The organism is Pseudooceanicola algae, from assembly GCF_003590145.2.
GTDB classification, from domain to species: domain Bacteria; phylum Pseudomonadota; class Alphaproteobacteria; order Rhodobacterales; family Rhodobacteraceae; genus Pseudooceanicola; species Pseudooceanicola algae.
In genome coordinates this window covers 1,455,175-1,475,821 of sequence record NZ_CP060436.1, presented here as the reverse complement: position 1 = coordinate 1,475,821, position 20,647 = coordinate 1,455,175, and the positions used below count along the sequence as shown (strand labels likewise).

The 20,647-nt window shown below is 65.4% G+C and carries 18 protein-coding genes; 1 reads left to right on the top strand and 17 read right to left on the bottom strand.

The window, feature by feature from the left end; all coding sequences use genetic code 11:
* Positions 1–118 precede the first annotated feature (118 nt).
* The 4 genes from ileS to PSAL_RS06975 all read right to left on the bottom strand — a co-directional run bounded on the left by ileS (position 119) and on the right by PSAL_RS06975 (position 6,307).
* Positions 119–3,127 (bottom strand): isoleucine--tRNA ligase, encoded by a 3,009-nt coding sequence (gene ileS / locus PSAL_RS06990; RefSeq protein WP_119838341.1) that lies wholly within the window; start codon positions 3,125–3,127, stop codon positions 119–121.
* Positions 3,128–3,396: 269 nt separating this feature from the next.
* Entirely contained in the window at positions 3,397–4,425 is a 1,029-nt protein-coding gene (locus PSAL_RS06985) for a YcjF family protein (RefSeq protein ID WP_119838340.1), read from the bottom strand.
* The gene (locus PSAL_RS06980; RefSeq protein WP_196941913.1) at positions 4,422–4,868 is read right to left on the bottom strand and encodes a GNAT family N-acetyltransferase; all 447 of its coding nucleotides are present in this window, start codon (positions 4,866–4,868) and stop codon (positions 4,422–4,424) included. The genes PSAL_RS06985 and PSAL_RS06980 overlap by 4 nt, the downstream gene beginning before the upstream one ends.
* 29 nt (positions 4,869–4,897) lie before the next feature.
* On the bottom strand, positions 4,898–6,307 hold the full coding sequence (locus tag PSAL_RS06975; RefSeq protein WP_119838379.1) for a YcjX family GTP-binding protein: 1,410 nt from the start codon (positions 6,305–6,307) through the stop codon (positions 4,898–4,900).
* A 111-nt stretch (positions 6,308–6,418) separates the two neighbouring features.
* Here PSAL_RS06975 and truA point away from each other — a divergent pair, with 111 nt between their 5' ends.
* Positions 6,419–7,189: a tRNA pseudouridine(38-40) synthase TruA gene (gene truA, locus PSAL_RS06970; RefSeq protein WP_119838378.1), complete on the top strand. Its 771-nt coding sequence runs from the start codon at positions 6,419–6,421 to the stop codon at positions 7,187–7,189.
* 121 nt (positions 7,190–7,310) lie between these two features.
* Here truA and PSAL_RS06965 read toward each other — a convergent pair whose 3' ends face one another.
* From PSAL_RS06965 to PSAL_RS06905, 13 genes are all read right to left on the bottom strand, one after another.
* Complete coding sequence (locus PSAL_RS06965; protein ID WP_119838338.1) at positions 7,311–8,525, bottom strand: DegT/DnrJ/EryC1/StrS family aminotransferase; 1,215 nt, start codon at positions 8,523–8,525, stop codon at positions 7,311–7,313.
* Between the two features lie 123 nt (positions 8,526–8,648).
* Positions 8,649–9,953 (bottom strand): NAD(P)/FAD-dependent oxidoreductase, encoded by a 1,305-nt coding sequence (locus tag PSAL_RS06960; protein WP_119838337.1) that lies wholly within the window; start codon positions 9,951–9,953, stop codon positions 8,649–8,651.
* Positions 9,954–10,108: 155 nt separating this feature from the next.
* Positions 10,109–11,470: a glutamine synthetase family protein gene (locus PSAL_RS06955; RefSeq protein WP_119838336.1), complete on the bottom strand. Its 1,362-nt coding sequence runs from the start codon at positions 11,468–11,470 to the stop codon at positions 10,109–10,111.
* A complete protein-coding gene (locus tag PSAL_RS06950; protein WP_119838335.1) occupies positions 11,467–12,147 on the bottom strand; it encodes a type 1 glutamine amidotransferase in 681 nt (226 codons plus the stop codon). Before PSAL_RS06950 ends, PSAL_RS06955 begins: the two co-directional genes overlap by 4 nt.
* Positions 12,148–12,343: 196 nt before the next feature.
* On the bottom strand, positions 12,344–13,660 hold the full coding sequence (locus tag PSAL_RS06945; protein WP_119838334.1) for a glutamine synthetase family protein: 1,317 nt from the start codon (positions 13,658–13,660) through the stop codon (positions 12,344–12,346).
* Between the two features lie 323 nt (positions 13,661–13,983).
* Complete coding sequence (locus PSAL_RS06940; protein ID WP_231388639.1) at positions 13,984–14,751, bottom strand: phosphate/phosphite/phosphonate ABC transporter substrate-binding protein; 768 nt, start codon at positions 14,749–14,751, stop codon at positions 13,984–13,986.
* 70 nt (positions 14,752–14,821) lie between these two features.
* Complete coding sequence (locus PSAL_RS06935; protein ID WP_119838333.1) at positions 14,822–15,265, bottom strand: tellurite resistance TerB family protein; 444 nt, start codon at positions 15,263–15,265, stop codon at positions 14,822–14,824.
* A gap of 87 nt (positions 15,266–15,352) precedes the next feature.
* Entirely contained in the window at positions 15,353–16,288 is a 936-nt protein-coding gene (gene ppk2 / locus PSAL_RS06930) for a polyphosphate kinase 2 (protein WP_119838332.1), read from the bottom strand.
* A gap of 148 nt (positions 16,289–16,436) precedes the next feature.
* Positions 16,437–16,907: a deoxycytidylate deaminase gene (locus tag PSAL_RS06925; RefSeq protein ID WP_231388638.1), complete on the bottom strand. Its 471-nt coding sequence runs from the start codon at positions 16,905–16,907 to the stop codon at positions 16,437–16,439.
* A 12-nt stretch (positions 16,908–16,919) separates the two neighbouring features.
* Entirely contained in the window at positions 16,920–17,267 is a 348-nt protein-coding gene (gene fdxA / locus PSAL_RS06920) for a ferredoxin (RefSeq protein WP_119838331.1), read from the bottom strand.
* Positions 17,268–17,283: 16 nt separating this feature from the next.
* Complete coding sequence (locus PSAL_RS06915; RefSeq protein ID WP_119838330.1) at positions 17,284–18,057, bottom strand: enoyl-CoA hydratase-related protein; 774 nt, start codon at positions 18,055–18,057, stop codon at positions 17,284–17,286.
* A complete protein-coding gene (locus tag PSAL_RS06910; RefSeq protein WP_119838329.1) occupies positions 18,054–19,223 on the bottom strand; it encodes a CaiB/BaiF CoA transferase family protein in 1,170 nt (389 codons plus the stop codon). Before PSAL_RS06910 ends, PSAL_RS06915 begins: the two co-directional genes overlap by 4 nt.
* Positions 19,224–19,226: 3 nt before the next feature.
* Positions 19,227–20,606, bottom strand: coding sequence for an FAD-dependent oxidoreductase (locus PSAL_RS06905; protein ID WP_119838328.1), 1,380 nt, complete (start codon positions 20,604–20,606; stop codon positions 19,227–19,229).
* Positions 20,607–20,647 lie beyond the last annotated feature (41 nt).

Below are 20,647 nucleotides of genomic sequence, written 5' to 3'. Positions count from 1 at the left end.
CCAGCATTCCGTATCGGCCCCCGAGGCCCGGCGCGCTGAAAAGAAAAACCCCCGCAGGCGCAGGCCGACGGGGGTTCTTTTTCTATTTCCGAAAGGCCCGGATGCACCCGGCCCGTCTTCAGGCTGCCGGCACACCGGCCTCTGACAGGGCCGCATCGCAGCGCCCGCAGACACCGTCATGGGTGTGGTTCCCCACATCCGGCAGGATCTTCCAGCAGCGCTGACACTTGGCGCCATCGGCCTTTTCGAAGACCACACCGACGCCGGGCACCTCCGACAGGCGGAAGGCCTCGGCCGGGACGGGATCGGCGGTCAGCGACAGGCCGGATGTGATGCAGATATCCTCGAAGGTGACGGATTTCAGCGCGGCCAGCATGGTCTCGTCTTCGACATGCACCACCGGCGCGGCCTCGAGCGAGGCACCGATGACCTTTTCGACACGCTGCACTTCCAGCGCGGCGGTGACGACGCGGCGGGCCTGACGGACCTCTGCCCATTTGGCGGCAAGTGCGAGGTTGCGCCAGGCGGCGGGGGTTTCGGGGAAGTCGATCAGGTGGACCGAACTTTCCTCACCGGGGAAGCGTTCAAGCCAGATCTCTTCCATGGTGAAGCACAGTACCGGCGCCAGCCAGGTGGTCAAGCGGTGGAACAGGATGTCCAGCACCGTGCGCGCAGCACGGGCCCGCTGCGTGTCGCCATCGCAGTACAGCGCGTCCTTGCGGATGTCGAAGTAGAAGGACGACAGGTCGATGGTGGCAAAGTTGAACACCGCCTGGAAGACGCCCTGGAAGTCGAAGGCGCGGTAGCCGGACTGCACGGTTTCGTCCAGTTCGGACAGGCGATGCAGCACCCAGCGTTCCAGTTCCGGCATATCCGCCGGGTCGACGCGGTCTTCTTCGCGGAAATCCCCCAGCGAGCCGAGCATGAAGCGCATCGTGTTGCGCAGCCGGCGATAGCTGTCGGCGACGCCCTTCAGGATCGTGTCCCCGATCCGCTGGTCGGCGGTGTAGTCGGCCTGGGCCACCCAGAGACGCAGGATATCCGCGCCATATTGCTGGATCACCTTTTCCGGCAGGATCGTATTGCCGAGCGATTTGGACATCTTGTTGCCCTTTTCGTCCAGCGTGAAGCCATGGGTCACCACGTTGCGATAGGGCGCGCGGCCAAGGGTGCCGCAGGCTTCCAGAAGCGAGGAATGGAACCAGCCGCGGTGCTGGTCGGTCCCTTCCATGTAGACGTCCGCGATACCGTCCGGCGCGCCGTCTTCGCGGTCGCGCAGCACGAAGGCATGGGTCGAGCCGCTATCGAACCAGACATCGAGAATGTCGAAGACCTGATCGAAATCGGCCGCGTCGTAATCCGCCCCGAGGAACCGTTCCTTGGCCCCTTCGGCATACCAGGCGTCGGCGCCCTCGACCTCGAAGGCCGCGGCGATGCGGGCGTTGACGGCCGGGTCCCGCAGCAGGAAGTCTGCATCGGTCGGCAGCACGCCCTTGCGGGTAAAGCAGGTGAGCGGGACGCCCCAGGCGCGCTGGCGCGACAGCACCCAGTCGGGGCGGGCCTGCATCATCGAATGCAGCCGGTTGCGCCCCGATTGCGGGGTAAACTTCACCAACTCCTCGATCGAGGTCAGCGCACGCTGGCGGATCGTTTCGCCGTGGGCGTCGTTGCCGTCGCCGACCTTGCGGTCGATGGCGGCAAACCATTGCGGGGTGTTGCGGTAGATCACCGGCGCCTTGGAGCGCCAGGAATGCGGGTAGGAGTGCTTGATCTTGCCGCGTGCCAGCAAACCGCCGACCTCTGTCAGCTTTTCGATCACGGTCTTGTTGGCGTCGCCTTCCTTACCGTTCGGCTTCAGGATGCGCTTGCCGCCGAAGAAGGGCAGATCTTCGCGGAAAGAGCCGTCGTCCATCACGTTGTAGGTGATGACCTGTTCCAGCATCCCCAGCGACCGGTAAAGCTCGTATTCCTCAAGCCCGTGGCTGGGCGAGCAATGAACAAACCCGGTGCCTTCCTCGTCGGTGACGAAATCGGCGGCGCGGAAATCGCGGATGTCGTCCCATTCGCCCTTGCCGCCCTCGGCCCCGGCCAGCGGGTGGGTCAGGGACATGGCGGCCAGCTGATCTGCCGTCACGTCACCGATGCGGCGGTACATGCCTTCGTCGAGCCGGGCCCGGGCGAAGGTGCCCGCCGCCAGCTTGTCGGCCAGGATATAGCGTTCGCCGGTGCTGGCCCAACATTCCTCGGGGGTGCCGGTGATCTCGTAAAGACCGTAATCGTAGCCGGCGCCAAAGACGACGGCCTTGTTGGACGGGATGGTCCAGGGGGTCGTGGTCCAGATCACCACGTAGGCGCCCATGAACTTGCGGCGCGTGGCCTCGACTGCCTCGATCACCGCCTGGCGGGACTCGATGCTTTCTTCTTCCTCGGCCCGGTCGGATTCGTCGAGATCGAAATCCGAGACGCGGAACTTGACCCAGATCGTCGGGCTTTCCTTGTCGTGGTATTCGACCTCGGCCTCGGCCAGGGCGGTTTCCTCGACCGGGGACCACATCACGGGCTTGGAGCCCTGGTAGAGCGTCCCGTTCATCAGGAATTTCATGAATTCCTCGGCGATGACGCGTTCGGCGTGGAAGTTCATCGTCAGGTAGGGGTTTTCCCAATTGCCGGTGATGCCGAGGCGCTTGAATTCCGCGCGCTGGATGTCGACCCAGCCTTCGGCAAACTTGCGGCATTCCTGACGGAAGTCGATGACCGGCACGTCATCCTTGTCGCGGCCCTTGGCGCGGTATTGTTCCTCGATCTTCCATTCGATCGGCAGGCCGTGGCAATCCCAACCCGGCACGTAGCGCGCATCATGGCCCATCATCTGGTGGGACCGGACGATCATGTCCTTGATCGTCTTGTTCAGCGCGTGGCCGATATGCAGGTGGCCGTTCGCATAGGGCGGCCCGTCATGCAGGATGAAGGGGGTGCGACCGGGCTTTTCGCGCAGGCGGTCGTAGACCCCGATCTGTTCCCAGCGGTCGAGCCATGCCGGTTCGCGCTTTGGCAGGCCGGCCCGCATCGGGAAATCGGTCTTGGGAAGGTTCAGGGTTTGCTTGTAGTCAGGCGTTTCGGCGCACATGTATCGCGGTCCGTTCAATTCGTCACAATGTCGGAGGAAGGGCGGCGCGTCGTCGCATACGCCTTGTCCCGGCAGCTCGGTCTCAGAGCGCCGGGCATGTAATTCGAATGATGATGGCGTGGGCTCGGGTCATCATGGCGCGCTTATACGCGGCTCATCCGCGAGCGTCCAGAGGGGGCAGATGCGTCGCTGCCGGAGTGGCACCAAGCCGGGATCGTGGATGCCTCCGGCGGGAGTATTTTCGGCCAGATGAGAGAGCCGGTCCACCGTCATTTCGCGGCGGTGGTTTCCTTGGAAAAGAGGCCCGCAAGCGCGCTTTGGATGATCGAGGTCACGCGCGGGCGGCGGCCGGGGGAGAAGGCAAGCGGACGGCAGACCTCCATCGCGGCAAGGCCAACGCGGGCCGTCAATGCGCCGTTCACCACGCCTTCGCCGAAACGGCGGGACAGGCGGGCCAGCAGGTTGCCCCCGAGGACCGAGCCCAGCATGTCGTCGCCCATGGCGACCGCGCCCGTGGCGACCAGATGGGTCATCACCGCGCGCAGCAGGCGCAGGCTGCCCAGAGTGCCGGAGCGGCCGCCGTAGATTTCGGCGATGCGGCGGATCATGCGGATATTGGACGTCAGCGCGGCGATCACATCGGCGAAGGCTAGCGGCACCAGTGCGGTGACCGTGGCAACCTGACGCGCGGCGGTTTCGACTTCGCGGCGGGCGGCGGCGTCGAGCGGGGTCATAAGCTCTGTTTCCGCCAGGGACAGCAGGGCGGTGGCGTCGAATTGTTCGTCCTTGCGGTCGTTGAACCGGTCGAGGTGCCAGCGCAGTTCGGCGCGATGCGCGTAAAGGGCGGCGAGGGATGTCGTGACCTTGCGGGCTAGCCCAAGATCTTCGGCGGTGCCGGCCTCGGCTGCGTCAGATTGCAGCTTGTCGATCCGGGCGAGGCGGGCGATCGCGGTGGCTTCCTTGATCAGGATGGCCAGCACGACCAGCAGGAAAGCGGCGATAAGGGCCGTGATCATCCATCCGAGCCAGGGGGTGCTGGCTAGCAGGCCGGTCAGCGCATTCCAGGCGGCGGCCGAGACCGCGACGCCGATCAGCGCCGACAACAACGCCCAGAACCAGCGCGCCAGGCGCGAACCGCGACGGGAGGCCAGCAGGGCTGCGGTCTGCATCGCGCTGCCTGTGGGGTGGACATCCTGTGCCCCGTTTTCCGGTACCGGTGGGGCGGTATCGGGGCCGGGGGCGGTGCCATCGAGATCGACCATCACGGGGCCGCGGCGTTTCGGGGGCTCGTCGGTCATGCGGCGTCCTCGGGTCGGTAAGTGGCGGCGTGCGGGCGTCGCCAGAGCATCAGCACCTCTGGCAGGTCTTCGTCATTGCCGCGTCCATCGCCCCAGGCGGCGGGGGCGAAGCCTTCGGCAGCGTAGAAGCCTCGGGCGGCGTTGCTGGCCTGATAGGCCCAGAGCGCTAGCTCCGGGCTGGCCGATTTCGCATCGCGCAGCAGTTGGCGGCCAAGGCCGCGCCGCCGCGCCCGGCTATGGACGTAAAGCGCCTGAATCCGGCTGTCTTCGCGGGCGATGAAGGCGCAGATGCCCTCTGCGTCGCGAATCGCGCGGACCGCGCCACGGCGGATCAGGCGCGCCAGCAGCAGCAGGTCCTGCGCCGGGCTGCGGCGCGCAGGCAGCCAGCCTTCGGTCTTGGTGTAATCCCAGAGAACGCGGGCCACGGCATAGGTATCGCGCAATCGGGCCCTGGTGATTTTAGGGGCTTGGGTCACAGCTTGTCCCCGATCAGGAACTGCGCGGCCTTGTCGAGCCGGATATGCGGCGGCCCTTCGCCGGGCTTGAGGGAGATCACCGCGGGCGAGAAATTCATGATCGAATAATCTTCGTCGAGCCAGTGATCGCCCGAAAGATGGCCCTTGGTGATCCGTGTCGGATCCTCGGGCAGGGCACCAGGATAGAGCGCGACCTGGCGGCCATCGGCGAGGCGTCCGCGCACCGCGTCGAGCGGCTGACCATCGTGTCGGATGACCTCTTCAACCGTGGTGCGCAGGGCGGCGATGGACAGCGCCCCGGTGCGCGCGCCGGCGAAATCGGCGCGCGAGGCGGCGCCGGCGACGAGGGATTCCATGATCGCGGTCAGCCGGGCGTGCTGGGCATGGTGCAGGTGGTCGGCCTTGGTGGCGGCGAACAGGATCTTTTCCACCCGCTTGCCAAGCATCAGCCGGGACAGCCAGGCATTCTGGCCGGGGCGAAAGGCGGACAGGACAGCCTCCATCCCCTGGTTCAGATCGGCGACGGCGGCGGGGCCGGCGTGGATGGCCGAAAGCGCGTCGACCAACACGACCTGGCGGTCGATGCGGGCGAAATGATCGCGGAAGAAGGGCTTGACCACGCGGGCCTTGTAGGCCTCGAACCGGCGCTCCATCTCGCGCCAGAGGCCCTTGCGTGCGGGGCGGTCCTCGGGGGGGAGCGGGGCGAAGGTCAGCACGGGAGAGCCTTCGAGATCGCCGGGCAAAAGGAAGCGGCCGGGTGTGACATCGGAAAAGCCCTCGGCCCGCGCCTGCGCCAGGTAGGCGGTATAGCTGCGCGCCAATCCCTGGGCGAGGGGTTCCTGCCAGTCGTCAAGGCCCGTGGCGCCACGACAGGTGGTCAGGAAATCCGCCGCCATGGCGCGCTTTTCGGCGCGTTCCAGCGCCTGACGGGACCACTCGGTGTAGGAGGTTTCCATCAGCCCGAGGTCCAGTAGCCATTCGCCGGGGTAATCGACGATATCGACATGCACCACCCGAGGCCCCGAGATCCCGCCAAGCAGCCCCGAGGGACGGACGCGGAAGGAAATCCGCAACTCCGAGATCGACCGGGTGCTGTCAGGCCAATGAGGTGTGGGGCCAGTCAGCGCCGCCAGGTGGGATTCGTAGTCGAACCGGGGAAGCGTATCGTCGGGCTGGGGCTGCAGGTAGGCGGCCAGAATGCGCCCCTCGGACTGGGCGGTCAGCTGTGGCATCCGCGCCCGGTTCAGCAGATTGGCCACCAGCGAGGTGATGAACACCGTCTTGCCCGCCCGCGCCATGCCTGTGACGCCGATCCGGATCACCGGCTCGAAGAAGGTCTCTGACAGGCTGTCGCCCAGAGATTCTATCTGCCGGGTGACACCGTCGGCGAGGGAAGTAAATCTCAGATCCAAAAGGTGCGGTTCCTGCCTGTTGTTGCCCTATAGATAGAGGCCGGCGTCGCGCTTTCCAACCTCTGCCATCTTGCCCGCTGGCCGGGGATTGCGTAGATGCGGCCCATGCCGAGATATGCACTGAAAATCGAATACAATGGCGCCCCTTTTGCCGGCTGGCAAAGGCAGGCGGACCAGCCCTCCGTGCAGGGCGCGATCGAGGCCGCGCTGGCGCGGCTGGAGCCTGGCCCGCACACGATCGCCGCCGCCGGGCGCACCGATGCCGGGGTGCATGGGCTGGGGCAGGTGGCACATTGCGACCTGCAGAAGAATTGGAATCCGTTCCGGCTTTCCGAAGCGCTGAACTACCATCTGAAGCCCGCGCCGGTATCCATCGTCGGCGCGGCGCGCGTCGCCGACGACTGGCACGCACGGTTCTCGGCTCTGGAGCGGCGCTACCTCTACCGCCTGCTGATGCGCCGTGCGCCCGCCACCCACCAGGTCGGGCTGGTCTGGCAGGTGCGCTACGACCTCGACATCGACCTGATGCGGGACGCGGCCAAAGCGTTGATCGGCCTGCATGACTTCACCACCTTCCGTAGCACGATCTGTCAGGCGAAAAGCCCGGTGAAGACGCTGGATGAGCTGCGCATGGAGAGCGTCAAAACACCCGGCGGAACCGAGCTGCATTTCCACCTGCGCGCCCGCAGTTTCCTGCACAACCAGGTGCGCTCCATCGTCGGCACGCTTGAACGGGTCGGTGCCGGCAGCTGGCCGCCCGAACGTGTTGCAGCAGCGCTCGCTGCCCGGGAGCGCTCTGCTTGCGGGCCGGTCAGCCCGCCGCAGGGGCTGTACCTGTCCGAAGTGGAATATAGCGATCCGCCCTTTTCGGAGTGATCCGAACGGGGGGCTTTGCCCCCGTCTCCGTACCGGAGCCTCCCCCAGAGTATTTCTGGCCAGATGACGGGGAGCATGGCTCTCTATCATCTGGCCCAAAATACTCCCGCCGGAGGCGGTATCAGGTGCCGTAGGCCTGCGTGGCCCCCATGACATCTTCGGCAGCCGTGATAAGCGCGTCCGCGATCATGTCGCACTCTTCCAAAGTCAGTCGGGCGGGCAGGCGGCAATCACAGGCGCGCATCAGCATTGTGCGGGTGCGCGGAAGCTCGGGCAGGTCGGGGATGAACTGCCAGTTCCAGAAGGCGCGGGCATTGTCCTTCGACATGCCAAAGACCTGTACCTTGATGCCATGACGGGCGGCGGCGGACTGGAAGGCCAGGGTTTGCTCGTCCGTCAGCCCGTCGAGATTGAATTGCAGCGAATCCGGGGCGCGGTCCTCGGGGGGGAATTTCGCGGGAACGCTCAGCCAGGGGCTTTCGGAGATACGCGCGGCGGTATGGTCGTGGTTGCGCCGGCCGTCGCGGATGCGGCGGGGCACTTCGGGCAACTGGGCGCGGATGATCGTCGCCGAGAGGTTCGACAGGCGCAGGTTGTAGAGCGGCAGCTGATTCTGCCAGCGTTCCAGCGCCTGCACCAGGTCATCGGAGTTCTCGCCGCGCCGGGCCTTGTGCTTCTTCCACATGTGTTCGTAAGCGCCCGACATGATGATTGCCCGGGCCACCAGGTCCGCGTCATCGCTGACCAGGATGCCGCCTTCGCCGGAATTCACCATCTTGTAGCTTTGGAAGGAGAAACAGCCGATCTGGCCGATGGTGCCGATATTGCGGCCGCGCCACTGGGTGCCAAGGGAATGGGCTGCGTCTTCGATCACGGGGATGCCGCGTTGGTCGCAGAGCGCCATGATCTTGTCCATGTCCGAGGTATGGCCGCGCATATGCGAGATGATGACGGCGCCGATACCGTCCAGGCGGCTTTCGAAATCAGGAATGTCGATGCGGTAGTTGTCGCCGACTTCGCAGAGCACCGGCCGGCAATCGGCATGCACCACGGCCGAGGGCACGGCGGCGAAGGTGAAGCCGGGCAGCAGGACGCGCGCATCGCGTGGCAGGTCCAGCGATTTCAGCGACAGGAAGAGCGCTGCCGAGCAGGAGGACACGGCCAGCGCGTAGCGGGTGCCCATCATCTCGGCGAATTCGGATTCCAGCAGGGTGACCGGCGCGTTTTCCGGCGCGGTATAGCGGAACAGGTCGCCGGTCTGCAAAAGCCGCTCGATCTCGGCCCGTGCGGTTTCGGGGATCGGCTCGGCGTCGTAGACATTCGGCGGCAGGGTCATGTTCTTCGGCTTTCCTGAATTTTACCTTCAGGAAACCTAAACGAGTTGCCGCAGGATGCAAAATGAAAAAATGGTAACAGCCCACGCTTGGGAGGGCTGTTCCGATTGCGTCGTTTGGGCGGGTCAGATGCCGAGGCGGTCCCGCAGCGAGAACCAGGTCATCGCGAGGGTGAGCAGGGGTGTGCGCAGGGCAGGGCCGCCGGGGAAAGGGGGCGCGGGCATCCGCGCCATGGTGTCAAAACCCGCCGCCTGCCCGGTCAGGGCAAGGGCCATCAGCTGTCCCGCATGGGTCGCGGTGCCGACCCCATGGCCGGAATAGCCCCCCGCAGTCAGGATGTTCGGCCCGAGACGAGACAGGAAGGGCGCGCGTTTCATCGTGATTCCGAGGGTTCCGCCCCAGGCATAGTCGATCCGGGTCTTGGCCAGATGCGGGAATATCTGGGCCATCGGTTTGCGCACCTTGGCCGCGATGTCGACAGGGAAGGTATAGCCATAGCTTTCGCCGCCTCCGAACAGCAGCCGCATATCCGGCGTGAGGCGGAAGTAGTTCACCACGAACTTGCTGTCCGCCACGGCGATATCGCGGGTCAGCACTTGCGCGGCCGCATCGCCCAGGGGCTCGGTCACGGCAATGAAATTGTTGATCGGCATGACCCGGCGGGCCGGTTCCCGGTGCAATCCGGTGAGGTAGCCATTGCCCGCCAGAATGACGTGATCGGCTGTCACCTGGCCCTTGGGTGTCTTCACCACGGCGGGGCTGCCGGGGGTGAGGGACATGGCCTCGGTTCCCTCGTAGATGGCAACGCCGGCGTCGCGGGCGGCGCGGGCCAGGCCAAGGGCCAGCTTCAAGGGGTGCAGATGTGCGGCACCGTGGTCGAGGATGCCACCGTGGTAGGCCGGCGACGGGCAGATCCGGGCGCAGGCCTCGGGCGAGAGCGGTTCGATCTGGTCATAGCCATAGCGGTCGTGCAGGTGGTCGGCGTAATGGTGCAGGTGATCGCTGTCCGATGTCGAGCAACCGATCCAGGCGACACCCGGCTTCAGGTCGCAATCGATGTCATGGCGGGCGCAGAGGTCTTGCACCAGGGTCTTGGCATCTTCGGCCAGGAACCAGAGCGCGCGGGCCTCATCGGGCCCCAGCCATTTTTCAAGGTCGTCCTGATAGGGGCGCTGGCCGGAGCCGAGTTGCCCGCCGTTGCGACCCGAGGCGCCGAAGCCGACGCGCTGTGCGTCCAGCAGGGCGACGGTCAGCCCGGCTTCGGCGGCATGCAAGGCTGCGGAAAGCCCGGTGAAACCGCCGCCGATGACGCAAAGATCGGCCCGTATCGGCGTGTCGAGGGCGGGGAAGGGCGCCAGCGGTTGCGCCGTGGCCGCGTACCAGCTTTGCGGATAGCTGCGCGGGGCATCGTTGGAGTAGAGCAGTTTCATTCTGGTCTCCTGAGAAACCGCGCGGGAGGCGACCTGAGGGCCAGAGGCAGTGCCCCGGGCCAGGGTCGGGCCTCCGGCGGGAGTATTTATGGCCAGATGAAAGAGCATTTGGGTGCCGTCATCTGGCCGGTCCGATTGTCCGCCAGTTGGGGCGATCAGACGTTCATCAGCAGGTGTTCGCGTTCCCAAGGGGAAATCACCGACAGGAATTCCTCGTATTCGGTACGCTTCACGATCGAGTAGACGCGCAGGAATTCGGCCCCGAGGACTTCGGCCAGGGCGGTAGCTGCGTCCATCTGGTCCAGGGCTTCGCCGAGGGTGCGGGGGAAGTCGCCGTCGCCTTCATAGGCGTCGCCGCGGAATTGCTTTTCGGCGCGCTCTTCCTTGATCAGGCCGAGGTAGCCCGAGGCGAGCGAGGCGGCGATGCCGAGGTAGGGGTTGCAGTCCATGCCGGCGACGCGGTTTTCCACGCGCCGTGCCTCGGGGTCCGAGATAGGCACCCGGATGCCCGTGGTGCGGTTGTCGCGGCCCCATTCCAGGTTGATGGGTGCGGCGTGGTCCTTGACGTATCGGCGGTAGGAATTGACATAGGGCGCCAGCAGCGGGATGCATTCGGGCAGGTGCTTTTGCAGGCCACCGATGAAGGTGAAGAAGGCATCGGTTTCCCCGCCCTGCGGCCCGGCAAAGATGTTCTTGCCGGTCTCGATATCCAGAACCGAATGGTGGATATGCATGGCCGAGCCGGGTTCGCCTTCGATCGGCTTGGCCATGAAGGTGGCAAAGCAATCGTGGCGCAGGGCGGCTTCGCGGATCAGGCGTTTGAAGTAGAAGACCTCGTCCGCGAGCTTGACCGGGTCGCCGTGGCGCAGGTTGATTTCCAGCTGGCCGGCGCCGCCTTCCTGGGTGATACCGTCGATCTCGAAGCCCTGGGCTTCGGCGAAATCGTAGATGTCGTCGATGACGGGGCCGAATTCGTCGACGGCCGTCATGGAATAGGCCTGGCGGGCGGCGGCGGGGCGGCCCGAGCGGCCCATCATCGGCTGGATCGGCTTGGCAGGGTCGATGTTGCGCGCGACAAGGTAGAATTCCATTTCCGGCGCGACGACCGGTTTCCAGCCGCGATCTTCATAGAGTTTGACCACGCGTTTCAGGACGTTGCGGGGGGAGAAGGGGATCGCCTCGCCCTTGCGGTCATAGGCGTCGTGGATCACCTGCAATGTCCAGTCCCCGGTCCAGGGGGCGGCGGTGGCGGTCGAGAAGTCGGGCTTCAGGATCATGTCCGGTTCGATGAAACCTTCGTCGCCGGCAGCATCGGACCAATCGCCGGTGATGGTCTGGAAGAAGATCGAATTGGGCAGGTGAAAGTAGTTTTGCCGGGCGAATTTGGTCGCCGGGACGGCCTTGCCGCGCGCGATGCCGGGCAGGTCCGAGATGATGCATTCGACCTCGTCCAGGCGGCGGTTGGCGAGGTAATCCTGCGCGGATTGCGGGATCCGTTTGGTCCAGTCGTCGGTCATGAAGGGATGCCTTTGAAGAGTGCGGCCATGCGGTCGGCTTCGGCCTGAGCCGTTGTGGGGGTGTCGACGGCGTCGGTGGCCGCAGCGATGAGATCGGGAGGCACGACGCCCGGCGCACGGGTGGCCAACAGGGAACTGATGACTGCCGTGGTGAATTCCGGATGGGCCTGAAGGGTATAGATCTGGTCGCCGTACATCAGCGCGGCATGTTCGCAAAAGGGCGAGGAGGACACGGTGCGGGCGCCGCCGGGGGGAGTTGTCACCTGGTCCTGGTGCCAGGCGTTCAGCGTCGTGCTGCCGGTTTCGCCGCCGTATCGCGTCGGGCCGACAGACCAGCCGCCGGAGAACTTCTGGACCTTACCGCCAAGGGCCTGGGCAATGATCTGATGACCGAAACAGACCCCGACCAGCGGTCGGTGGCTGTCGCGGATGGCGCGGATGAGGTCCTCGAGCGGGGGGATCCATGGGTGATCTTCGTAGGCGCCGTGACGCGAGCCGGTAATCAGCCAGCCATCGCAGGTCCCGGGGCCGTCGGGAAAGATACCATCGACCACCGCATAGGTTTCGAAGGTGAAGCCATGGCCATCGAGAAGCTGCGCGAAAAGGGCGGGGTAATCGCCGATCGTTTCGCGCATGTCATCCGGTGCATGGCCGGTCTGGAGGATGCCGATTTTCATGAAACACCGATTGTTGTGGGGCGAGCGTAGTGGAGCGGACGGGGGCCGGCAAGGGCACGCGGCGTTGCGGGATGCGGAAGGGTCGCGGGGGCCAGCCCCCGTCGCGGCAGGCCGCGACTCCCCCGGGATATTTGGAACAGGGAAACAGGCCCGGGGGGAGCGGTTTGCAAGCGTTCGGCCTTGGGTTTGCAAAGCGTCACACGGTTTCGAGGTAGACCATCCAGTGTTCTTCGGGGGGAATTTCGGCAAGGCGCAGGATTTCCTGGCGTTTGGTCATGCTGAAATTGCGGATGAGCTCTGGCGTGAAGATGCGGGCCATGAGGGGGTCTGTTTCGAAGCGATCCACCGCAGAGGACCAGTCGGGCATCAGGCCGGGCAGGTCGAGGTCATAGGCATTGCCGGTGATCGGGGCGGGCGGCTCGGCCTGATCCTCGATCCCTGCTAGGGCGGAGCCGAGAATGCCGGCGAGGACCAGGTAGGGGTTGATATCACCGCAGGCGACGCGGTGTTCGATGCGCCGGGCGCGGGCGGGACCCGAGGGGATGCGGATCGCGGCGGTGCGGTTTTCATAGGCCCAGCAGGCCCCGGTGGGCGCATGGGCGCCGGGGGCGAAGCGCGCGTAGGAGTTTTCATGCGGTGCCCAGAGCAGCGTGCCCCCGGGCATGCCGGAGAGGCAGCCTGCCACAGCGTGGCGCAGCAGGTCGGTGCCTTCGGGGCCGCCATTGTCGAAGATGTTGTTGCCGTCTTCATCCAATACCGAAAAGTGTACATGCATCCCGTTGCCGGAGTCGTTTTCGAAGGGTTTGGCCATGAAGGTGGCCGCCATGTCATGGCGCCGCGCCATGCCGCGCACCAGCGCCTTGAACAGCCAGGCGTCATCGGCCGCCGCCATGGCGTCGCGATGGGCAAGGTTGATTTCGAACTGGCCGAGCCCGGCTTCGGAGGAGGCCGAGTCCGCCGGGATGTCCATGGCGTCGCAGGCCTCGTAGAGGTCGGTCAGGAAGCCGTCGAAGGCATCAAGCTGACGGATCGACAAGATCGCATTGCCGAACACCGGGCGTCCGGAGATCGGGTTCTGCGGCGCCGAAAGCTGATGCCCGGTGTCGTCGACCAGGTAGAATTCCATCTCGACCGCCGCCTGCACGGTCCAGCCACGTTCGGCGTAGCGTGCCAGCACGCGGGCCAGCGCGTGGCGGGGATCGCCGGCAAAGGGGCGGCCATCGTCGTGGAACATCCACATCGGGACCAGAGCCGAGGGGCTGTCGAGCCAGGGCATGGGCACCGGCCCGTGTTCGGTGGGCTTCAGGACGCCGTCTTCGTCCCCGGAAGCAAACACCAGCGGGCTGTCGTCGATATCCGCCCCCCAGATGTCGACATTCAGCACCGACAGAGGCATGCGGGAGCCTTCGGTATCGAGCTTGGCATAGGTATTGGCGGGCACGCGCTTGCCACGCATCTGACCGTTCAGGTCACTGGCGGCAACGCGGAAGGTGCGGAATTGATCAAATTGCATATGTCTCACGGTTTTGGGTCTGCGAAGGGCGAGCTGGCCGGGTCAGGGCGCCGATACCCCAGGGAGGGCGGGGCCGACGGCGCTTGCAGGTAAGGGTATCGGGGGAAAGATACCCGCTTCGCAGCCATGGAACGCGCCAGAGGCGGGCCGGGGGCTGTGTCATTGCCATCGCGGCAAAGCGGCGTCGCAGGGGCGCCTGGAGGGGGAGTTTGCAAAACATGATCAAATTATCGGGTGGACACATGATCTCAGCCCCGGCGTGCCGTGGCAAGTCTTTCCGCGCGAAAATCGCCGCGCCGGGGCATTCGGGCGCGGGAGCCCGATCATTCGGGCGAATTTGTACCGGAAGCGGGGGGGCTGGGCAGGGGCTGTTGGTCGTATTCATCGGACGGGATGCGCACCAGCCGGTGAAAGCCGATCAGCGCCCGTTCGTCCGGGGAGAGCGCGGTCAGGGCGGCGGAGATCGCGTAGCGAAGCCGCTCGGGGTCGCGCGTTGTGGCGGTGATCAGCGGCAGGGCCGGGGTCGGCGGGGTGAGGCAGAGCACCCGCAGGTCGCGGGCGATGTCATCGAAAAGGTCGATCAGATGCCAGCTATGGCGGTCGAGCGCGGCGGCGCGGACCTGCCCCGCCGCGACGGCGCGGGCCGAGGCCGCATGGCTGCCGGTTTCCAGCAGTCCGCCCGGCATGACGCCCTGCGCGGCGCAGAGCGTCTGAAGCGCAGCCCAACCCGATTGCGACAGCGCGTCGTTGTAGGCGAAGGGAGCACCATCCAGTTCGGCAAATTCCCGTGCCGGGTCATCTCGGCGTAGGATGAGGGCGCTTTGGTACTGGCCCGACGGCAGGCCGGGAAAGCCGGGGTCGGGCGTGCCCACCAGGGTGACGCGGCCCTTGAGGCGCGACCGAAACGGCAGGCCGCAGGTCTGTGACAGCAGCAGATCGGGGCTGCGCCATTGCGCCCAGAGGTCGGCATCCCGTGTCAGCTGGACCGGTCCCTCGCCAAGGCTGTCGCGGATGCCGGACCAGAGCCGGTCATAGACCGGAGCCGTTTCGGGCCGGTCATACATCGGGAAGGAGGCGATCAGGCCGTTCAAGGCCAGGTCACCCGCAACAAGGCCCCCGGGGTCCGGACAGCGGCGTCAGGGCCTGCCGACGCCTGGGATGTCACTGCAGGTTGTTCTGCGCCATGTGGCGGGCGCGCGCGCTGTCAGGGTCGGAAATTCCCAGCAGGCTGACCACGACCCGCAACAGCGCGTCTTCCTCGGCCTCGCGTTCGCCATCCGACAGGGCCACGGCCCAGAGCGATTCGATCACCGACAGCCGGTCCTCGTAAGGCACGGTATCCTTGATCGCGCGGGTGAAGCGGACCGTGTCGGGGGCCTGACCTTCCAGGGTTTCGGCATTCTGCATCAGCGCCTCGCAATCGGCGGTCCCAAGAGCATAGCGGGTAGCCAGGATGCGGGCGATCGTCTTGCGCTCGGCGGTTTCATAGATCCCGTCCGATTGCGCAACGCGCACCAGAAGTGCGGCCAAAGCCAGACGGGCGTCGCCATCGGTCAGCGGATCCGGGCGCGGGGCGGTGAGGCGGGTGAGGAAATCTGCAAACATTTCGCCATATAGCCCGCATTTTGCCGCCCCGCCAATCCGCAAAAAGGTCACGGCTGTTTCACTGTCGCGTGGGTGCGCGTTTTGAGATCAGTATTTCGAGGGAACGTACAGCTCGGGCGGCAGGACGGCGCGTTCGTAATCACCGTTGTAGACGCGGTCCGGCAGCGTGACTTCCTCCTGTTCGACATCCTCGTAGGGCATCAGGGACAAAAGGTGGTCGATGCAGTTGAGCCGGGCGCGTTTCTTGTCGTTGGCCGGCACGATGTACCAGGGCGCCTCGGGGATATTGGTGCGCGCCAGCATCTCTTCCTTGGCCTTGGTGTAATCTTCCCATTTCACCCGGCTCTGCAGGTCCATGGGCGACAGTTTCCACTGCTTCAGGGGGTCGTGAATGCGCATCAGGAAGCGCATCTGCTGTTCCTCGTCGGTGACCGAGAACCAGTATTTGACCACCCTGATGCCCGAGCGCACCAACATGCGTTCGAATTCGGGCACGTCGTTGAAGAAATCCTGCACCTGGTCTTCATCGGCAAAGCCCATGACGCGCTCGACCCCGGCGCGGTTGTACCAGGAGCGGTCGAACAGCACGATTTCCCCGCCTGCGGGCAGATGCGGCACGTAACGCTGGAAATACCACTGGGTCTTTTCGCGGTCGGACGGGGCGGGAAGCGCCACGGTGCGCACCACGCGCGGGTTCAGCCGCTGGGTCAGCCGCTTGATCACGCCGCCCTTGCCGGCCGAATCACGGCCTTCGAAGATCACCACGATCTTTTCGCGCGAATGGATGACCCAATCCTGAAGCCGGATCAGTTCGGCCTGAAGATGCAGGAGCGACCGGAAATATTCCGGGCGCGGGATCGAGGGGCCATGCGCCTTGCGATAGATTTCGCGGATCTTCATCGACAGGACAGCATCTTCCAGCTCGATCTCGTAATCCTCGTCGAGCTCGTCTTTCAGCTCGGCTTCCAGCCAATCTTCGTATTCCGTCCCGGTCGCGGGTCCTGTCAGATCATCATCGGGCATGGTGGCTCCTTTCACGCAAGCAGGAAGACCCGGCGGCAGGGGCTGTGCCGGGTCCGGCCGTTATGTCAGAGGAGTGTGACAGTTTTGCTTTGTTTGCCAAGGAAGATCGGCAGATCGGGCCGGCGGGCGGGCCATGCGCCCCTGACGGTCAGATCGTGACCTGCGGGCGGGCAGATTCCAACCGGATCACGCGCACCCCGGCTTCCTGCAGTATCTGCTCCGAGACGGCGAAACTGCGGCCAAGCTTGCTGTCCGCTGGCGGGGCATCGGGGGTGCAGACCTCGGCGATGCCCGACTGGACGATGGCGCGGGCGCAATCGGCGCAGGGAAAGACGTTGGTATATAGTCGGGTGCCGGCCAGCGGGGTTCCGATACGGGCGGCGTTGAAGATGGCGTTGCGCTCGGCATGTTCGACCCAGTGGAATTTCTCGCCGCTATCGCGGTCGAAACGGGCCGGATCGCTGGCCGAGACGCCGCGCGGCAGCCCGTTCCAGCCGGTGGCGCAGATCACATGGCCGGGACCGGTGATCACCGCGCCGACCTGACGTTGCGGGTCTTCGGAAAAGCTGGCCATCAGATCGCAGACCTGCATGAAGCGGGCGTGCCAGAGGTCACACAAGTCGCGGCCTTCTCATGTCTGGGGCTTCTCCTGTCCGTTCGCCTGCCAGTCGCTCACGGTGGGGTGGTCCAGGGTCGTCGTGGTCTCGACGCTCCAGCCGCCGGGCTCCCCGAGCCGCGTCACCGCGTCCGAGAAATAATCGCGGTTGATCGTGGCAAAGGGCAGCATCTCGGGGGTCAACTCGTCGTCATAGGCGATGGCATCGACGGGGCAGATGGTTTCGCACAGCCCGCATTCGACGCATTCCACCGGATGGATATAGAACATCCGCCCGCCTTCATAGATGCAGTCCACCGGACAGACCTTGGTGCAGGCGCCGTCCTTCACGTCGATGCAGGCTGAGGTGATTACAAGGGCCATGGGCGGGCTGTCCGATTCATTCCCCGGTCCAGACCGGAGCGCGTTTTTCGACAAAGGCCGCGACGCCTTCGTCCGCGTCCGGGCTGAGCAGGGCGGCGCGCAATTCCGGGGTCAGCCGGCGGCGGACCTCGGCGGGGGGCGCGCTGCGGGCCTCGGCGACCTGTGCGCGGATGGCGCGCACCGACAGCGGGGCGCAAGACAGGATGTCGTCGCACCAGCGCGTGACCTCGGCGTCAAGATCGCCAGCCGCGACCACGGCATTCACCAGACCCAGCCGCTGAGCTTCCTCGGCGCCCATCATCCGGCCGGTGATCATCAGGCCAAGGGCGATCTTTTCCGGGATCATCCGCGCCAGCAACACCATGCCGCCGTCCAGCGGCATCCGGCCCACCTTGGCCTCGGGCAGGGCAAGGCGGGCGGTTTCGGCGGCAATGACGATATCGGCGCCCAGCACCATTTCCATGCCGCCGCCAAGCGCCAGCCCGTTCACCCGCGCGATCAGCGGCACCCGCAGGCGCCGCATCGATATGCCGCCAAACCCATCGGGGTTCTGGGCGCACCAATATTCCAGCCCGGTGGCATTGCCCGTGGCCTTCATGTCCGCTCCGGCGGAAAAGGCCCGTTCCCCGCTGCCGGTCAGCACCGCGACGCGCAGGGCAGGGTCGGCGTCGATCTCGTCCCAGATCCGCATCAGCTCGGTCTCGGTGGCGGGATCGACGGCATTCATCCGCTCGGGCCGGTCGATGGTGACCCGCGCGACCGCGCCGTCCTTTTCGAACAGGACGGTCATTGCGCTTCGGCCTTCTGGGCCAGGGCGAATTCGGCGACGATTTCATCGGTGTGCTCGCCAAGACGCGGCGGGCCGCGCCGGATTGTCAGCGGCGCATCGGTCAGATGCAGCGGCAGTCCGGCCAGCCGGATCGGGCCAAGGAAGGGATGGTCGTAATCCACCAACATGCCGTTCACTTCGGTCTGTTCATCCTCCAGCGCCTCGCCCAGACTGCGGACCCGGGCGCAAAGCAGGTCCTCGGCCTCAAGCTGTGTCAGCCAGTGATCGGTGGTGTCGGTGGCAAAGACCTCGGCAAAGCGGGTTTGCAGCATCGGCTTCACGGGGCGTTGCGTGGGCACATCGGGATAAAGCGTCGACAGATCCTCGATCCCGAGCGCGCGGCAGATGTCCTGCAGCGGATTGGCCTTGAACGCCCCCACCAGCACCAGTGCCCCGTCCGAGGTCGGGAAGACCCCGGTCAGCGGCATGTCGGCCCAGTTCAGCACCTGGCCGTGGGCGGTCCATTGGGCGACTTCCTGCATCTGGCAGGCGAGCATTGAATCATAGAGCGAGACATTCACCTGCTGCCCACGCCCGGTCTTGTCGCGCTGGAACAGGGCGGCCATGATCCCCTGCACAAGGTGCTGACCGGCGGAATAATCGCAGATCGTCGTGGGATATACCGACATCGGGATCGAGGGATCAGAGCGTTTTTCCATCGTGCCGGTCATCGCCTGGGCCAGCACATCCTGGCCCCCCTTGCGCGCATGGGGTCCCACGGGGCCATATCCGGTGCCAGAGGCGCAGATAATGCGGGGGTTGATCCTTGCCAGGCTGGCGTAGTCGAAACCGAGCCGCTTCATCACCCCGGCACGGAAATTGTCGACCACCACGTCGCAATGCGCCACCAGGTCCAGGATCATGCGGCGGCCTTCTTCGGACTTGGTGTCCACCTCCATCGACCGCTTGTTGCGGTTGAGAGAGGCGAAGACCGCGTTGTTCATCGAGGCTTCGGTGCCTTCCCCGAAGAAATTGCGTGACAGGTCGCCGGCGCCGGGGCGTTCGACCTTGATCACATCGGCACCAAGATCGGCCAGCGTCTGGGTGGCGCAGGGGCCAAGCATGACCTGGGTGAAATCGAGCACGCGGATATGATCCAGGGGCAGGGGGGCAGGTTGGGTCGTCATGGGTCAGGCCTCGATTTCTTCGGTGGTTTGGACCAGGGCGTTGCTGGCAGGTTGGTCGCCGGGATCGGCCCCCTGGGCGCGCATCTGTTTCTGGATGCCCGAGACATCCACGTCGCGCAGGGCAACACCGGCCTGCAGGGCCTGGACCACGGCAATGCCGGCGGCTTCGCCCTGAGACATGCAGGGCGGGATTTCGCGCGAGGTCTTCTGCGCATCGCTTTCGACCGAGTAATGCCGCCCGGCAACGATCAGGTTGTCGATGCCCTTGGGCAGCAGCGCCCGGTAGGGGGTGTAGTAGTCGCGGCCCCGGCAGACAGAATCCTCGAACCAGCGCCGTGAGGTCACGTCCTTCTTGGTCACCACGTATTCGCCCTGCAGCAGACGGGTCTGGCGAATGCCCATCTGTTCGGCGGCGCCGAGCATCTTGGCGTTCTCGAAGCCGGGGATATTGGCGCGGGCGAAATGCAGCAGTTTCTGCATCCGGTCGCGGCCCTCGTATTCGGCAGCGACCATATGTTCGGGCGACATGCCGTCATAGCCGGGCATATGCGGGCAATTGCACCAGACGATGCCGGGCAGCGGGGTCTTCAACCACCACATGCCCCAGGCGCCACCGATCACGCGCCGGGCCTCGCGGTCGAGCTTCTTGTACTTCTCCGGGTGTTCGTATTCGAAGGCGGTTGCCTTGTCGGTATCCACGTCGGCCAGCCGGAAGACGGTGGTGACGATGAACTGCCCGGTCAGGAATTCGGCCCCTGCGGAGGCAGCCACGTCAAGGTCGCCTGTCGCGTCGATCACCATCTTGGCGCGCACGGCCTGACGGCCCATCTTGGTCTGCAGGATCACGCCGGTGATCTTGCCATCCTCGACCAGCGCTTCGGAGAACCAGGAATGCAGGCGCAGGTTCACCCCGGCTTCGCGCACCAGGTCCAGCGCAACGCGCTTCCAGGCGTCGGGGTCGAAGGCGACCGCGTGGATGATCGGCTGCGGCATGCCCGTCTGGTGAAAGTCGATGGCGCCCCAGCGCGACCATTTCTTCCACATTTCCCAGGATTTGATGCAATCCTCGGGCGGCGGAAAGACCGCGCCGTCAAGGCGGTCCATGCGTTCCACCACTTCGGACACGATGCCGGTGGTGACGATTTCCGGGCCGAGGTCGCTGCCGTAGCGGGGGTTCACCATGTCGTCCAGCACCAGCACCTGCCCGCCGGACGCCATGCCCCCTAGGTGGTGATAGCGTTCGCACAGCACCACGTTGGCGCCATTGCGGGCGGCTGAAACGGCAGCGGTCTGACCGGCGGGGCCACCCCCGACGACGACGACATCGCAATCGGCCACGACGGGGATCGTTTCGGAGCGGTTAAGGGTCAAGGTATCGGACATGGCTTCTCCTGCCGGGCAAGGGCCCGTTGCTGTGGGAATGG

What these genes read in the sequence shown, in the direction of transcription:
- ileS (WP_119838341.1), bottom strand. Translation starts at nt 3,127, where the DNA reads ATGTGCGCCGAAACGCCTGACTACAAGCAAACCCTGAACCTTCCCAAG.
- PSAL_RS06985 (WP_119838340.1), bottom strand. Translation starts at nt 4,425, where the DNA reads ATGACCGACGAGCCCCCGAAACGCCGCGGCCCCGTGATGGTCGATCTC.
- truA (WP_119838378.1), top strand. Translation starts at nt 6,419, where the DNA reads ATGCCGAGATATGCACTGAAAATCGAATACAATGGCGCCCCTTTTGCC.
- PSAL_RS06965 (WP_119838338.1), bottom strand. Translation starts at nt 8,525, where the DNA reads ATGACCCTGCCGCCGAATGTCTACGACGCCGAGCCGATCCCCGAAACC.
- PSAL_RS06960 (WP_119838337.1), bottom strand. Translation starts at nt 9,953, where the DNA reads ATGAAACTGCTCTACTCCAACGATGCCCCGCGCAGCTATCCGCAAAGC.
- PSAL_RS06955 (WP_119838336.1), bottom strand. Translation starts at nt 11,470, where the DNA reads ATGACCGACGACTGGACCAAACGGATCCCGCAATCCGCGCAGGATTAC.
- PSAL_RS06950 (WP_119838335.1), bottom strand. Translation starts at nt 12,147, where the DNA reads ATGAAAATCGGCATCCTCCAGACCGGCCATGCACCGGATGACATGCGC.
- PSAL_RS06945 (WP_119838334.1), bottom strand. Translation starts at nt 13,660, where the DNA reads ATGCAATTTGATCAATTCCGCACCTTCCGCGTTGCCGCCAGTGACCTG.
- PSAL_RS06935 (WP_119838333.1), bottom strand. Translation starts at nt 15,265, where the DNA reads ATGTTTGCAGATTTCCTCACCCGCCTCACCGCCCCGCGCCCGGATCCG.
- ppk2 (WP_119838332.1), bottom strand. Translation starts at nt 16,288, where the DNA reads ATGCCCGATGATGATCTGACAGGACCCGCGACCGGGACGGAATACGAA.
- fdxA (WP_119838331.1), bottom strand. Translation starts at nt 17,267, where the DNA reads ATGGCCCTTGTAATCACCTCAGCCTGCATCGACGTGAAGGACGGCGCC.
- PSAL_RS06915 (WP_119838330.1), bottom strand. Translation starts at nt 18,057, where the DNA reads ATGACCGTCCTGTTCGAAAAGGACGGCGCGGTCGCGCGGGTCACCATC.
- PSAL_RS06910 (WP_119838329.1), bottom strand. Translation starts at nt 19,223, where the DNA reads ATGACGACCCAACCTGCCCCCCTGCCCCTGGATCATATCCGCGTGCTC.
- PSAL_RS06905 (WP_119838328.1), bottom strand. Translation starts at nt 20,606, where the DNA reads ATGTCCGATACCTTGACCCTTAACCGCTCCGAAACGATCCCCGTCGTG.